General features: G+C 65.9%; 14 protein-coding genes. 6 read left to right on the top strand and 8 right to left on the bottom strand.

Annotated elements, in window-relative coordinates:
• Positions 1 to 13 precede the first annotated feature (13 nt).
• The 3 genes from hutX to P0R31_RS34830 form a co-directional block, all read right to left on the bottom strand.
• A complete protein-coding gene (gene hutX, locus P0R31_RS34840) occupies positions 14 to 529 on the bottom strand; it encodes a heme utilization cystosolic carrier protein HutX (RefSeq protein ID WP_275519225.1) in 516 nt (171 codons plus the stop codon).
• Between the two features lie 29 nt (positions 530 to 558).
• Entirely contained in the window at positions 559 to 894 is a 336-nt protein-coding gene (locus tag P0R31_RS34835) for an antibiotic biosynthesis monooxygenase family protein (protein WP_275519224.1), read from the bottom strand.
• A gap of 126 nt (positions 895 to 1020) precedes the next feature.
• Positions 1021 to 3432, bottom strand: a complete 2412-nt coding sequence (locus P0R31_RS34830; protein WP_275519223.1) for a TonB-dependent hemoglobin/transferrin/lactoferrin family receptor — start codon at positions 3430 to 3432, stop codon at positions 1021 to 1023.
• A gap of 261 nt (positions 3433 to 3693) precedes the next feature.
• Here P0R31_RS34830 and P0R31_RS34825 point away from each other — a divergent pair, with 261 nt between their 5' ends.
• Genes P0R31_RS34825 through P0R31_RS34810 form a run of 4 tightly spaced genes read left to right on the top strand, consistent with a single transcriptional unit; the run spans position 3694 to position 6735 of the window.
• Positions 3694 to 3900 carry a hemin uptake protein HemP gene (locus P0R31_RS34825; RefSeq protein WP_036022033.1) on the top strand — a complete coding sequence of 69 codons (207 nt, stop codon included), beginning with the start codon at positions 3694 to 3696 and terminating at the stop codon, positions 3898 to 3900.
• Positions 3901 to 3905: 5 nt separating this feature from the next.
• Entirely contained in the window at positions 3906 to 4856 is a 951-nt protein-coding gene (locus P0R31_RS34820; protein ID WP_275519222.1) for a heme/hemin ABC transporter substrate-binding protein, read from the top strand.
• Positions 4853 to 5938, top strand: a complete 1086-nt coding sequence (locus tag P0R31_RS34815) for a FecCD family ABC transporter permease (protein WP_275519221.1) — start codon at positions 4853 to 4855, stop codon at positions 5936 to 5938. Before P0R31_RS34820 ends, P0R31_RS34815 begins: the two co-directional genes overlap by 4 nt.
• A complete protein-coding gene (locus tag P0R31_RS34810; protein WP_275519220.1) occupies positions 5935 to 6735 on the top strand; it encodes a heme ABC transporter ATP-binding protein in 801 nt (266 codons plus the stop codon). Before P0R31_RS34815 ends, P0R31_RS34810 begins: the two co-directional genes overlap by 4 nt.
• A gap of 143 nt (positions 6736 to 6878) precedes the next feature.
• Here P0R31_RS34810 and P0R31_RS34805 read toward each other — a convergent pair whose 3' ends face one another.
• Positions 6879 to 8558 carry a mucoidy inhibitor MuiA family protein gene (locus tag P0R31_RS34805; protein ID WP_275519219.1) on the bottom strand — a complete coding sequence of 560 codons (1680 nt, stop codon included), beginning with the start codon at positions 8556 to 8558 and terminating at the stop codon, positions 6879 to 6881.
• A gap of 167 nt (positions 8559 to 8725) precedes the next feature.
• The gene (locus P0R31_RS34800) at positions 8726 to 9346 is read right to left on the bottom strand and encodes a response regulator transcription factor (protein WP_275519218.1); all 621 of its coding nucleotides are present in this window, start codon (positions 9344 to 9346) and stop codon (positions 8726 to 8728) included.
• A gap of 199 nt (positions 9347 to 9545) precedes the next feature.
• Here P0R31_RS34800 and P0R31_RS34795 point away from each other — a divergent pair, with 199 nt between their 5' ends.
• Complete coding sequence (locus P0R31_RS34795) at positions 9546 to 10574, top strand: AraC family transcriptional regulator (RefSeq protein ID WP_275519217.1); 1029 nt, start codon at positions 9546 to 9548, stop codon at positions 10572 to 10574.
• Positions 10575 to 10576: 2 nt separating this feature from the next.
• Here P0R31_RS34795 and P0R31_RS34790 read toward each other — a convergent pair whose 3' ends face one another.
• On the bottom strand, positions 10577 to 11788 hold the full coding sequence (locus P0R31_RS34790) for an NnrS family protein (RefSeq protein WP_275519216.1): 1212 nt from the start codon (positions 11786 to 11788) through the stop codon (positions 10577 to 10579).
• A gap of 141 nt (positions 11789 to 11929) precedes the next feature.
• Here P0R31_RS34790 and P0R31_RS34785 point away from each other — a divergent pair, with 141 nt between their 5' ends.
• A complete protein-coding gene (locus P0R31_RS34785; protein WP_275519215.1) occupies positions 11930 to 12640 on the top strand; it encodes a Crp/Fnr family transcriptional regulator in 711 nt (236 codons plus the stop codon).
• A gap of 108 nt (positions 12641 to 12748) precedes the next feature.
• Here the strand turns inward: P0R31_RS34785 and P0R31_RS34780 are convergent, their stop codons facing one another.
• Entirely contained in the window at positions 12749 to 12946 is a 198-nt protein-coding gene (locus P0R31_RS34780) for a DUF1858 domain-containing protein (RefSeq protein ID WP_275519214.1), read from the bottom strand.
• 132 nt (positions 12947 to 13078) lie between these two features.
• Positions 13079 to 14431: an oxygen-independent coproporphyrinogen III oxidase gene (gene hemN / locus P0R31_RS34775; protein ID WP_275519213.1), complete on the bottom strand. Its 1353-nt coding sequence runs from the start codon at positions 14429 to 14431 to the stop codon at positions 13079 to 13081.
• Positions 14432 to 14481 lie beyond the last annotated feature (50 nt).

The raw sequence follows: 14481 nt of genomic DNA, 5'->3' as shown, positions 1-14481 counted from the left end.
CGGCAAATGGAAGTTACGCCGAAGGCTTCGGCGCGATCCGGTCCGCAAGCTGCCGGAACCGGGCCAGCTGATCCGCCCGCAGCGCCCTCGTCTCGTCGCGGCCGACGAAAACCTTGAACATGATGCCGCCGTCGGCGTTCACGAAGGCGACGAAGGCCGAGGACTTGCCCATGAAGGGCCGCTCGACGAAGGCAACTCCCGCGCAGCGCTCGTGGCGGAGATGGCCGTGCAGGCCCTTTGGCTGCATCAGGTTGAAATAGCCGCGGCCGATCTCGCCCGCGGGAACGGTCCCGGTGAACTCGAAGATCGCATCATCGGTGTGGACGATCAGCGTCACCTCGCCCCATTCCGCGATGTCCTGCATGGCGGCGGCAAAATGTTCGCCGCTCCCGATGCGCACCATTGACGGCGGCAACGCCTCGATCACCGCGCGCGGCGTGACGCTGCGCTCGCGCGCGACGTCCTCGATCACGGCACCCGGATTGTCGGCCATGTACGCCTTGAGATCGGCGAGATCGGTGCTCAGCATGTCCGGCTTCCTCTCATGATCGGCCGCGATCAGGCCGCCGCGCTCGCCTTGCGCTCGGTCATGATGACCTCGAAGCCTTCGAACTTGGGGTGACCGAGATAGAGGCTCTCGCCGGTCTTGTTGTCGGCGCGCGCATGAGCGCGGCGGAATTCCTCCGAGCGCGTCCAGGCCTCGAAAGCTGCCTTGTCGACCCACACGGTATGCGAGGAATACAGCGTGTGGTCCTCGGCGACCGGCCCCTTGAGCAGATGGAATTCGACGAAGCCCGCCATGCTGCTGAGATAGGACTCACGGGTCCGCCAGACGGTTTCGAACGCGGCTTCCGAGCCGGGCTTTACCTGGAAACGATTCATGGCGATGAACATTCGACTTTTCTCCTGTGACTTGTAAATCGGCAGTTGCCGATCGGATATTTCAGAACGGACCGAAAGCCACGCTGACGCATCAGCGTGACTTTCGAGATCAGCAAGGCAGAACCTCCGGTGTCTCCCTCAAGTGCCGCCAAAATGGTACTTGAGACCACCCTTGATCACGAGCCCGGCACCGGCGCTCGCCCACTTCACGTCGTTTTGCGTGTCGCCCGTGCTACCGACCGGAATGGCATACGGACGATAGTAGCGGTTGAAGAGGTTCTCGACGGAGAAGTTGAGCGTGAGATCGGGCGTCGGGTGGTACTGCGCGTAAAGATTGACGAGATCGTACGACGTCGCCGGCGTGTAGGTCCTGGGGATGTCGTAGTTGGCGATTGCCGACGTCCACATCATCGAAAGGATGAGGGTGCGGTCGAGCAGACGCACGCCGGCCGTCGTCGTGATCTTCTGCGGCGGAATGCTGTAGAGGCCGAAGCCGGTCTGGAGATTCTTTCCGCTCTGATAGGTCCCGGAGAGGCCGAAGAACCACAGGTTCGCGTCATACATCGCCTCGGCCTCGACGCCTTGAATGAGCGCGGACGCCACGTTCTGATACTGCAGGAATGGGAGCACCGTGATCGACGGTGCCGGAGGTGGCCCGGTCGGGACCACGAGCGGATTTCCGTAAGCGACCTGGTCGATGAAGTTGCTGATGTCGTTGCGGAACACGTTGATCTTGCCGCGCAGCGTGTCGCCTGCCGTGAACAGATCGTTCTTCTTGATGTTGAAGCCGATCTCCTTGTTCTTGCCGACCTCGGGGCGCAGGTTTGGATTGGGCACGAAGCAGAAGGTCGAATCCGCGCCCGGTCCCGGCGTGCCCGACGGACAGCGGAAGAACGAGTCGTTGACCGTCGCGCCGGCATGTGGCCCGCTCACCAGCGTCTCCGTGATCGAGGGCGCCCGATAGCCTTCCGCGTAGCTGGCATAGGGGGTCACGACCGCGGTCGGAACGAGAGCAATGGTGATCTTCGGCGAGAGGCGATCGCCGCCCGACGACGAGGACACCGAGGAAAGCTGATAATTATCGTAACGGAGAGCACCGATCACCTCGAGCATCGAGGTGTAGTTCGCCCTCCACTGCACGAAGCCGCCAGACACCGTGCGCTGGCCGCCGGGCGTTGTCACTTCGGCCGTACCTGTCCTATCCCGCGTAGATACCTTGTCCTGGAAGGCGTCCAGGCCGTACGTCACCGCGTGACGCCAGCTTCCAGTCTCGAACCGCGTCGTATTGTGCACGTCGATACCGATTGTATCCAGCAGATATCCGCGGTTGCTCCCGATGCACCCCGAAACGGCGTTGCCCGGCACGCCGCCACAATAAACGGACGGCGTCGTGGTGGTGTGCCTCGTCTTGATCTGGTCGTTCTCGGTGCGGTTCCAGTAGATCTTCGCATCCCAGTCGAACCACTGATCATCCGGCTGCGAGTATTTCCAGCCGAGCGTCGTGGTGTAATTCTTCACGTTGGAGGCGTAGATCGACGTGCCGTTCAGATTGTTCGTGCCGTTCGCATTGGTCGAATTGGGATCGCCCGCGCGTCGCGGCGGCTGGCCCAGGCTGTAGATGTCTTCCTGGAAAATGGCGCCGAGCTTGACCTCGTGGCCGTCCGCCGGCCGCACCGTCAGCTTGGCGATGCCGCTGCTGAGCCGATTGCCGGTATTGGCGACCTCGAAGCCGGTGCCGTCCTTGTAGCTCTCCTGCGTCGAATAGGTGCCGCCTGCGAACACGTCGACATTCGGATTGACGTGCACGCCGCCGAAGGCCGAGCCGAGCGCGCGACCATAATTGCTGCCAAGAATCGTCTTGACATCGACGCCCCAGCGCTCGCCCACACGGACGACATCCTCGATGTCCTTGGTGCGGAACGAGGCCACGCCGCCGATCGCACCGGAGCCGTAGATGTTCGCGGTCGGGCCGCGCACGATGTCGATGCCGCTGATCAGCTCGGGGTTGAGGAAAAAGGAGCCGTTGGCGAAGTGGCCGGTGCGCTGATAGTTCTGCCGCGCGCCATCGACGACGACGGCGACGCGGCCGAAATCCTGCAGGCCGCGAATGTTGATCGAGGTCGACGGCTCATCGCCGCGGTTCTGAACCCACACGCCGGGCACATTGTAGATGAGATCGCCGACGGTGCTGGCCTGCCGTGCTTCGATCTGCTGCGATGTCACGACGCTGACCGGAGCCAATGCATCGACGGCACGTTCCTCGGTCTTCGTCGCCGCGACCGTGATGGTGTCGAGCGTTTGCACGGGCGCGGCGCCGCCCGCTTGAGCGCGGGCGTTCATCAGCTCGGGCGTTGCCTGCTGCGCAACTTGCGGCGGCGCTTGCTTGCGCTTGGTCTGCTTGGCTCTTTCCGACGACGCCCTTTCCGACGACGCGTTTTCACTCTGCGGCGATGCGGTCTGCGCGAGACTGCCCTCCGCCGTCATTGCCGCAATTGAAACCACCGACGCGCCCAAAATCAGGGCGCGCGAATACCTAGCCCCGTCAGCCATATCAGCCCCAGCCTGCACTTCACTTTATTTTTGATGTCGTCTGGCTGGCGCGCGCCCGCAACGCGAGCGACTGGCTGGCTGATTGTATCAAGAGGCGGGCGAGTTCCCCGCTGTCAGAAATGGTTACGTGGCAACACTCTGACGGTCAATGACATCGGGTTACAGTTTATATCGATTGTAAACTGCGACGGTTGGAATGCGCTTGGCGCCGCCTGTACAAACGGGCGGTACTCCAGCTTTCGAAAGCGCATCACACCGACAATGTCAGCCACATCAGGAGACAGCAGCGGCAGCGCGGCAGGACCGGCGCAAAGCCCTTCTGCGGCAACGCGAACTCTCACCATGCGCGGCAGCCGGATCGACAGCCGCGAGCTGTTTGCCGCCGAGCGCGAGATCATCATTGCGCATGGCGAGGACAGCTATCGTCTCCGCCTGACCTCGCAGAACAAGCTGATCCTGACGAAGTAACTGCAATGACATGTTGCCGCACCCTCGCCCGTCTCCTGCTCTCCGGCGGACTCGCGTTCGCGTCTGCTGCGCACGCCGCGGGCATCATTGTGCATGACGCGCGCAATCGCGACGTCACTGTTACCGATTTTGCCCGCACGGTGTCGATCGGCGGCGCCATCACCGAGATCCTCTATGCACTGGGATTGGAAAGCCGGCTGGTCGGCGTCGACACAACGAGCCTCTATCCGGCGGCCGCACTGCAGGACAAGCCGAATGTCGGCTATGTGCGCCAGATCTCGGCCGAAGGCGTGCTCGGTCTCAACCCGACGCTGATCCTGGCGATCCAGGGCTCGGGGCCGCGCGAGACCATGGACATCCTGGAGACGGCGAAGGTGCCGCTGGTGCTGGTGCCCGAGACCTTTTCCGAGGAAGGCTTGATCGAGAAGATCAAGCTGGTCGGCCACGCCATGGGCGTCGATGCGCGTGCCGAATGTCTCAGCGCCGCGGTCGGCGCCGATCTTGCACAGCTCCGTGCCCTGCGCGCCAAGGTGACCAAGCCGGTGCGGGTGATGTTCGTGATGTCGCTCCAGAACGGGCGGGCGATGGTGGCGGGCCACAAGACCGCGGCGGATGAGATCATCCAGCTGGCGGGCGCGGCCAACGCGGTTGACGATTACGACGGCTACAAGGTCATCAGCGACGAGGCGATCGTGGCCGCAAAGCCCGATGTCGTGCTGTCGATCGAGCGCGGCAAGGATTCGCTGCAGGCCGATGCAGTCTACACGCATCCCGGCTTTGCGCTGACGCCGGTCGCGGCCAACAAAAGTTTCATTGCCATGGATGGGCTTTATCTGCTCGGTTTCGGGCCGCGCACCGCGGCGGCGGCGCGCGATCTCTCGGTCAAGCTCTATCCGGCCTTGGCCGAGGGCGGCGCGTTCGCATCGGCGCTGTCGACGGCGAATTGCCGGCAATGAGCGTGGCCGCCGGGATCGAAACACGGAGCCCGCGACACAGCGCGGGACGGCGGGCAGCATCGTTCGCGATTCCCCTCCTGCTCGTGGTGCTCCTGGTCAGCGCGATCGCCGCTCTGACGGTCGGCGCCGCCGGCATCCCGCTCTCCCGGCTGCCAGCCGCGCTGGGCTTGGCCGGCGAAAGCACGGCCATGACGGCCCGCGACCAGCTCGTGCTGTGGTCGATCCGCATTCCCCGGATCGCGGCGGCGGCGATGATCGGCGGCCTGCTTGCCGCGGCCGGTGCGATCATGCAGGGGCTGTTTCGCAACCCGCTCGCCGATCCCGCCCTGGTCGGCGTCTCCAGCGGCGGCGCGCTCGCAGCCGCGAGCGCGATCGTCTTCACCGATTCCCGCTTCGGCGAGGCGCTGCGCTTTCTCCAGACCGAGCTGTTGCCGCTCGCAGCCTTCGCGGGTTCGCTGGCGACCACCACAATCCTCTACGGCATCTCCAGCCGCTCGGGACGCACCTCGATCGCGATCTTCCTGCTCGCCGGCGTCGCCATCACCGCGATCGCCAATGCGGGCATCGGCCTCCTGGTATTCATCGCCGACGACCGCCAGCTGCGCGACATCACGTTCTGGATGCTAGGCTCGATGAGCGGCGCGACCTGGACCAAGGCCGCCGTGCTCGCGCCGGTGCTCATTGCCGGACTCGCAGGCTGCGCCTTCATCGCACGCGGCCTCGACCTGCTGGTGCTCGGCGAGGCCGACGCCTTTCACGGCGGCGTCGACGTCGAGCGCCTGAAGCGGATCTCGATCGTGATGGTCTCGGCCATGACCGGCGTCGCGGTGTCGATCAGCGGCGTGATCGGCTTCGTCGGCATCGTCGTGCCGCATCTGCTCCGTCTCGTGATCGGCCCGGCGCATCGCCTGCTGCTGCCGGCCTCGGTGCTATCAGGCGCGATCCTGATGGTCGGGGCCGACACGCTGGCGCGCACCATCGTGGCGCCCGCGGAGATGCCGATCGGCATCCTGACGGCGGCCGTCGGCGCACCCGTCTTTCTCTTCATCCTGCTGCGGCAGCGCGGGCTCGCCGCGCTATGACCGCAGTGCTCGAAGCACGACACTTAGGCAAGAGCGCCGGCCGCGCGACATTGCTTGACGGCGTCGGCCTGACGGTTGCGGCCGGCGAGATGATCGCCATCATCGGCCCGAACGGCGCCGGCAAGTCGACGCTGTTGCGGCTGCTCTCCGGCGATCTCCGCCCGAGCGCCGGCGAGGTACGACTCAAGCAGCGCGACATCGGCAGCTTCGCGCCGCGCGAGCTCGCCGCGCGCCGTGCGATGCTGTCTCAGCACATCAACGTCACCTTCCCCTTCACGGTCGAGGAGATCGTGCTGATGGGCGCGGGCGAGCGCAGCTTGCGCGAGGCCGGCCCACTCGTCGACGCCGCGCTGGACGAGGTCGGCCTGTCGCATTTCCGCGAGCGGCAGTTGCCGACGCTGTCGGGCGGCGAGCAGCAGCGCGCTCATTTCGCCCGCGTGCTGGTGCAGCTCGCCTGCGGCGAGGCCAAGCACGGCCCCGGGCTCTTGCTGCTGGACGAGCCGACATCGAGTCTCGATCTGCGCCACCAGATCGACCTCGTCGAAGCGGCCCGCCGCCGCGCGGCAGCCGGCACCGCCGTGATCGCGATCCTGCACGATCTCAACCTCGCGATCCGCTTTGCCGACCGGCTGGTCGTGCTGGCCGGCGGCAGGCTCGCCGCGGACGGTCCGCGCGCCGATGTCGTCACGCGCGAGAGGATCCGGGATATTTTCGAGATCGACGCGGACGTGCATCAGGTTGACGGCGTGCCGTACGTGCTGCCGCAGTCGATGCGGGCGGCTGTGCCGCCACGGTGAAGGTGGGCTCCCTCCCCCGCTTGCGGCGGAGGGTTGGGGAGAGGGTGTCTCCACAACGGGACAATCCCCCAGAGGTGAGAGCCCTCACCCCAGCCCTCTCCCGCAAGCGGGAGAGGGAGTGCACTTCCTTCGTGGCTAACAATCTACCCCGCCGGGACGATCACCATGCTCTTGTCCTTCGGCCAGCGGATGCGCCAGGCGAAGTTGATGTCGCGGGCCTCGCCGGGCTTGGCGTCGAACGACCATTCCAGCACGCCGCGCTTGTCGCGGATGTTGATGACGGTCGGCTGGGTGCTCGAGGGCAGCATCTCGACGACGATGTCCTCGTTCTCGCTGACCGGCAGCTGATCCTCGATCGCGACGCGAATCGGGAAATCATGCCCATTGCGGATCGTGGTCTTGAACGAACGCTCGTCCGTCTTCGACGTCGTGACCAAGAGGCCTGCCGAGCCTTCGTTGCGCTTGAGCACGGCGCGTTCGATCTTGACCTTGTCGTCGGCGCCGAACCCGAGCCGCACGATGTCGTCCTTGGCGGACGCCGTGATCTTGCCGCGGCCGACGAAGGTGCCGTCGCGGTAGATCGCGACCTTGCCCGGCAGCAGGGTCGTGTCGTCGGTCTGCTTGAAGCTGGCTTCCAGGAATGCGGTCGGATCCAGCACCGGCGCGGCGCGCACCGCGAGATCGGCGGGCACGTTCACCGAAGCGATACGGAGGCTCTTGGCGCCGTCGGCGGCGCCGAGGCTGACGCGGCCTGGAATCCTGAAGGTGGCCTGGAAGTCGCCGATCTCGGCGACGGCCTGTTGCTCGTCGGCGCGCTCGCGCAACTCGGTCGCTTCGGCAGCCTTGGACATGGGCTCGTACGAGCGCTGGCGAACAGTTGGCGCAGGCCGCGCTAGATCCGAGGCCGTGCCAAGGGCCATGGGCTTCGGCACTTGTGGATATTGCGCGATCAGCGAATGCAGCTCCGGAGCACTGCCGCTGCGGCTGATGCGCACGGTCGAGACGCCGAGCGTCACGTTCGACCAATCCTCGCCGGTCGACTGCGTCACCTCGGCGCGACGAACCAGTTCGAGCTGCGGCTTGCGATCCTTGGCGCCGGTGTCGAGCCGGGCGTCATAGAGCGGCACCCAGCGCGCGTTGCGCACGGCATAGGTCACGCGCAGCGTCGCCTTGGTCGCGGCGGCCGAGGCGACGTCGATCCGCACTTCCAGCTTGCTCGGCGGCTTGGCCGAGCGCTCGGCTTCCAACTCCGCGATCTGGCGGTCGAGCTCGCGCTGTTTTCGCGTGGCATCGCGAATTGCGCTGTCGGCGGTCGCGATCTCCTCGGCGACCGCGGCAAAGGCCGCGCGCCATTCGGCAATCGGGCGCGCCTCGCCCTTCTCGCCGAGGCCGGCCGGCGACGCCTCGGCAAAATGCTGCGCGAACTTGCGCCGGGCATTGGCGGAATCGATCGCGCCCTGCAGGTCGGCCCGTTGATCCCTCAAGGCTTCGATGCGTTTGTCGAGCTCGGGCAGGTTGACCGGCGGCGCGGCCTTCGGTGGGCGTGCATCGATCGTGCCGATGGTGAGCTTGGCGCCCGCCTCGCCTTCGACGCGGAGGGAAGACGGATCGAGCGAGAGCGGAAAATCCTTGGCCACCAACGTCGAATCGCCAGCGGCGAGATCCAGCGAAATGATGCGGGTGACGGTGGCACCGTCGGGATAGACGGTGACCGTGTCGATGGTCGAATTGGCGTCCACATTGGCCGCCCATGACGGCGATGCGAGCGCCGTGGTCACCAGGATCAGGCCCGTGGTTGCCAAATATCTTGCGGTGATGCGCATGAAGTCCCTCCTGCCGGTATCGCCGCGCCGCCAGCCGGACGCGCGCGATGAGATGCCTCGCCATCGTGGTTGGACGCGGCAGGGAAGGAACCGGTTCGATTGAGACTTCCGTGGGGCGCCGCCGCGGCGGCACCATGTCTGCGGAACGCGCGGTGGTCCGGGCGGCTTCAGGCCTGGGTCGGGGAGCCCTGGCCGAAAATGCGCCGGAGCAGATCGGTCACGTTCTTGGCGCCGGCCTTCTTCAGGACGCCGGCGCGGTAACCTTCGACGGTGCGCGCGCTCAGATGCATCCGCCGGGCGATCTCCTTGTTGGTAAGGCCGGCGGCAAGATGCTCGAGCACGTCGGCTTCGCGCGCCGTCAGAGGTTCGCAGCCCGGCAGCCAGCGTTGCCGGATCGCCCCGGGTTGCGCGAATTCATCGATGGCGGCATCGATCCGGCCGACGATGTCGTGGGTGCGGAACGGCTTTTCGATGAAGTCGGTCGCGCCGCTCTTGATGGCGTCGACCGCCATGGCGATGCTGCCGTTCGCCGACGTCACCAGCACCGGCGCCATGCAATTCTCCTCGCGCAGCTGCCTGAGTACCTCGAGAGCGGAGCGATCCGGCGGCATCTCCAGCAGCACACAGGCCGGCATCCGCGTCTTCGCCTCCGAGAGCAGGGACGCCCCGTCTGCGAAGCAGATCACGTCATAGGCGCTCTGTTCGAGCGCGGCGGAAAGTTGTTCGCGGGAGGCGGCATCAGTGTCGATGACGAATACCTCGCCCTTGGAAAGCATGTTCCCCGGCATAGTCCCGATCCAGCAATGTCTTGGTCAATGGCCCGAGACGGCCGGGGCCGCGTCGCGCCCGCCGTCATGCGCACGGCATTCACGCCAGTGCTTCGGTTTCCCTTTATGTATGTTCCATCCGGTTCCTGGATTTGACGGATCGGGACAGAAACTTTACATTTCGGGACATCTGCGGGAATGGCTGACAGGAACGGTTTGCATGACCGACCTCATTCGCAGCGCAGGCTTGAGCTGTTACCCCGAGGTCGCCCGGTCGCTCGGGCTCGACCCCAGCCAAATGATGCGCAGGGTCAGGCTGCCGCTGGCCTGCCTCGACCAGCCCGACATCCCCATCGCCGTCACCGGCCTGCGCCGCCTGCTCGAACTATCGGCAAAGGCCTCCGGCGCCGAGGATTTCGGCCTGCGTCTCGCCGAGCGCGGCGGCCTCACCAATTTCGGCGCGGTCGGCCTGATCGTGCGCGAGCAGGCGACCGTCGGCGAAGCGATCGAGGCGTTTTCGCGTTTCATCCATATCCATCATGACGGCATGCGGCTCGAGGTCACGCGTGACGAGCGGACCGTGACCATCACGCTGCACCTGCGCGGCCGGCGACCGCGCGCGCCGCGGCAGTCGATCGACATGGCCCTCGGCAGCGTCCACCGCATCATCCAGTCGCTGTTCGGCGGCAATTGGCGGCCGCTGGAAGTGCATCTGCATTATCCACCGCCGCTCGACCGCAAGCGCTACCGCGACTTCTTCGGCTGCCGGGTGACCTTCAATGCGGATGACGATGCGATCCTGTTGTCGGCGCGCGACATGGAGCGCCGGATCCCAAGCGCGCATCCCTTGATCGCGAATTACTTGCGCAAGCGGATCGAGGCGATCGAGAGCAGGCCGGCAAGCTGGGAGGCCAAGGTCGACGAGGTGGTGCGGACCCTGCTCGCCAGCGGCGATTGCACGGTCGAGCGCGTCGCCGAGCATCTGGCCTGCACCCGCCGCACCATCCACCGCCGCCTCGCCGCATCGGGCACCAGCTTCTCGGCCATCCTGGACGCGCAACGCGCCGATCTCGCGGTCCAGCTGATCGAGGATCCCGCCCGGCCGCTGGCCGACATCGCGGTGCAGCTCGGCTTCTCCGCACAGAGCGCCATGGCGCGCTGGTTTCGCGGCCGCTTCGGCTGCACCATCACCGAGTGGCGCAAGGGCGTGCGGCCTCCCTCAGCGACGCCCTCGGCGACTGCCGCCTGATTTCAGCGTGCCGGAGCGGGCACGCCCATCGTGGCGAGCGCCCGCCGCCCGCTGCCGGCGAGCAGCGGACCAAACGCGACGGCAAATCCCAGGAAGGCGAGAATCCAGCCGCAGGCGGCGATGTGCAGCAGCACGTCGCCATACGCGGGCAACACGACGGCACCGACCCGGGCCAGGGCCGCCATGATGATTGCAGCATAGATTCCCTGGATCGCCGGCGAAGCCGTCAGCGCCTGTCCGGTATGGCCGAGACTGGCGCGGGTCATCACCGCGAGCGTCATCGTTCCCGCAGCACCCGCCATCCAGGCATGGATGCCGGCGCTCGGCGGCAGCTCGCCGAAGGCGGCCACAGCGTTCAGGATGAAGCCGAGCGGCACGAAGACATAACCGACGTGCAGGATCAGCAGCAGCCGCTCGCGCCTGGTGCGGTCGCCGGCCCAGCGTGCAAGCCGAACCAGATGCAGCACGCCCACTGCCGCCATCGCGAGGCCGGTGATCATGTTCAGCGGTGCCGCGATCCACGCGATCAGCGCCAGCGCGCTCAAGCCGATCACCGCGCCGTCGAATCGTCCGAACGGTACCGGCAGGCGGCCCGGATTGAACTTGACCAGCCAGTTGCGGGTGAAGCTTGGAATGATGCGGCCGCCGATCAAGCCGATCAGCAGGATGACGACGCCGATGCCGATGCGGATGCTGACGTCGGCCGCGCCTTCGTAATGCGTCTCGACATGGAAGGCGACGTTGCCGGCGAGCAGAACCAGCACCAGCCCCACCACCGGCAGGTTGCGCCAATTGCCACCTGCGATGATCTCGCGCGTCGCGGCAGCGACGACCAATGCCAGGAACGCGGCATCAACGACCAGTGCAAACGCCCAGCCGGTATTCGCCGACACCGTCACGACGACGCGCCCGGCAAGCCAGACCGTCACCAAGGCCGCGAGCGGCGCGCCCTGGATCGGCAGGCGCCCCGTCCAGTTCGGGATGGCGGTGAACAGGAAGCCGGTGATGACGGCCGGCAGGAAACCATAGAGCATCTCATGGATGTGCCAGTCGCGCGGCGCGAACGCGGAGCTCACCGACAATTCGCCGTAGAACATCGGCAGCCAGACCAGGATCGACAGCGCCGCCTGGATTGCGGCGAGCAGGAAAAAGGGGCGAAAGCTGTTCGCAAACAGCGGCCAGCCCGCAAAATTGCGGGATCGGGCGCCAGCCATGGGGTCAACTCCAATCAATACAGATCGTTACACAGGTCGTTGTTTGGAAAAATACTGCCACTGGACCGCCTCGTTTTGCGCTAACGCAAACTACTCGGCGATTGCAGGTGCCATCACACGCCCCGATGCCACGGAGGCAGAATGGCCAAGGTCGACACATCGCTGGTTGCGCATTTGCCGCTGTTTGCGGGGATGACGCCGGACGCTCTCGACGAGATCCTGCGTGAGGCCCGCTCGGCGCGCTATCCCAGGAACAGTGCGATCTTCGAGCAGGGGGCGGACGCGCAGTGCTTCTTCCTGCTGCTGCACGGCCATGTCCGCGCGGCCAAGACCACGCCGGCCGGCGAGCAGATCGTGGTGCGCTATGTCGCGCCCGGCGAGACGTTCGGGCTCGCGATGGCGATCGGAGCTGCGCGTTATCCGGCGACGGCGATGGCGGTCGACGACAGCGTCGTGCTGATCTGGCCGAATTCGGCCTGGCCGCGGCTGGTCGAGCGGTTTCCGGCGCTCGCCGCCAACACGCTCCAGACCGTCGGAACGCGGCTGCAGGAAAGCCACACCCGCATCCTGGAAATGTCGACCCAGCAGGTCGAGCAACGCATCGCGCACGCGCTGCTGCGCCTCGCCAAGCAGTCCGGCAAGAAGCTCGACCACGGCATCGAGATCGACTTCCCGATCAGCCGCCAGGACATCGCGCAGATGACCGGTACCACGCTGCACACCGTCAGCCGCATCCTGAGCGGCTGGGAGAGCCAGGGCCTGGTCGAGAGCGGCCGCCAGCGCATCATCCTGCGCGAGCCGCACAAGATCGTGGTGCTGGCGGAGCGCAGCGCCGACAGCGGCGCGGCGTGAGAACTGACGCCTTCTCCCTGAAGATAGGGATGAGGCGCGCTTCCGCTTACGGCGAAAGCGCGCTCATCATCCGGGAATCCACGCACACCTGCGCGATTCCTGACCGCTTCACGCCGGCACGCATTCGCTCAATGCGGCGAGAAACTTGTCGCGGTCGATGCCATGCTCGCGGCAGGCGTCATCGACCGTGTGGAAGGTCGCGATCGGACAGCCGACACAAGCCATCCTGAAGGCGAGAAACACGCGGATCGTGTACGGCGCCGAATGCATGATGTCATCGACCAGATCGTCGGACCGGAAGGGCATGGACAACTCCGTTCCGAATTGACGATAGCGGCGCGGGACTGAGTTTCTTTGTCGGAGCGCAAGCTGTTGCCGGTTCCTCTGCCGTCATTCCGGGGCGCGCCGCTTGGCGCGAGCCCGGAATGACAAGAAGAGCTACACTGCCCTACTGTGCAACTGCCTGGCCGGATCCAGATGCGCGTCGAACGCGGCGGCGACGCTGCGGACCAGGAAGCGCGAATCTCCGGCGACGGCGAGCCGCTCGCCGTCCAGCCTCACGACGCCATCGGAAATCAGCGGCTTCAGACGAGAGGCCGATTTCAGCATGGCGCCGGCTTCCGCGCCGTGGCGCGCGCAGATGTCGCCGAGATCGGCACCGAACTCGCACATGATGCGTTCGATGATGTCGGCGCGCAGCCGGTCGTCATCGGTGAGGCCATAGCCCTTCACGGTGGCGAAGCGGCCGGCAGCGATGCTCTGCGCATAGGCGCCGATCTGCACCTCGTTCTGGACATAGCCCTGCGGCAGGTGCCCGATCGCGCTGGCGCCGAAGCCGAGCAGGATTTCACTCCGATCGGTGGTGTAGCCCTGAAAATTGCGCCGCAGCGTGCCCTGCTCGAACGCCACGGCCATGGCATCGTCGGGCCGAGCGAAATGATCGAGCCCGATCTGCACGTAACCGGCTTCCTTCAGCGCATTGGCGATGGCGCAGGCCTGGTCGTGGCGCGCAAGGCCGTCGGGCAACATGCCTTCGTTGATCATGCGCTGGTGCTTCTTGAAGTCCGGCACGTGAGCATAGCCGAACACCGAGAAGCGGCTGGGCGCGAGCGCGAGGCTGCGCCGCACAGTCTCCAGGCACGAAGCCATTGTCTGGTGCGGCAGCCCGTAGATCAGGTCGAAATTGATGCCCTCGATTCCGGCGCCGCGGAGCAGCTCGACCACGGACGCCGTCTGCGCGAAGCTCTGCAAGCGGTTGATCGCCCGCTGTACCACGGGATCGAAGCTCTGCACGCCGAGGCTCGCGCGATTGACGCCGGACAGCCGCATCGCCTCGACCATGTCCGCGGTCAACGTGCGGGGATCGATCTCGACCGCGATTTCGGCCGAAGGCAGAACGAAGAATTCCTGGCGCATCGTCGCCATCAATTCGGCAAAGGCGTCCGGCGCCATGATCGTCGGCGTACCGCCGCCGAAATGGATGTGCTCGACCTTGATGCGGTGGCCGATGGCTTCGGCGGTCAGCGCGATCTCGCCGCGCAGCGTCCGCTGGTAGCCGGCGACGAGATCGTCGCGGCGGACGATCTGGGTATGGCAGCCACAGTACCAGCACATCTCGCGGCAGAACGGCACGTGCAGATAGAGCGATGCACTGGCGGCCACCGGCAGCTCCGCCAGCCAGCGGGCATAGGTGTCCGGGCCGATCGCGGCCGTGAAATGCGGTGCGGTCGGATAGCTGGTGTAGCGTGGCAGGCGTTCCTCGCCGTAGATCGCCGCAAGATCAGCTCTCATAAATTACCCATTCGTAAATGTCCGCCGCGCGCAAGACATCGCGGCAAATC

It is taken from the genome of Bradyrhizobium yuanmingense (assembly GCF_029167105.1).
In the GTDB taxonomy this organism is placed as follows: domain Bacteria; phylum Pseudomonadota; class Alphaproteobacteria; order Rhizobiales; family Xanthobacteraceae; genus Bradyrhizobium; species Bradyrhizobium yuanmingense_A.
Note: the sequence above shows the minus strand (reverse complement) of the source record. Positions and strands in the feature narration are given on the sequence as shown.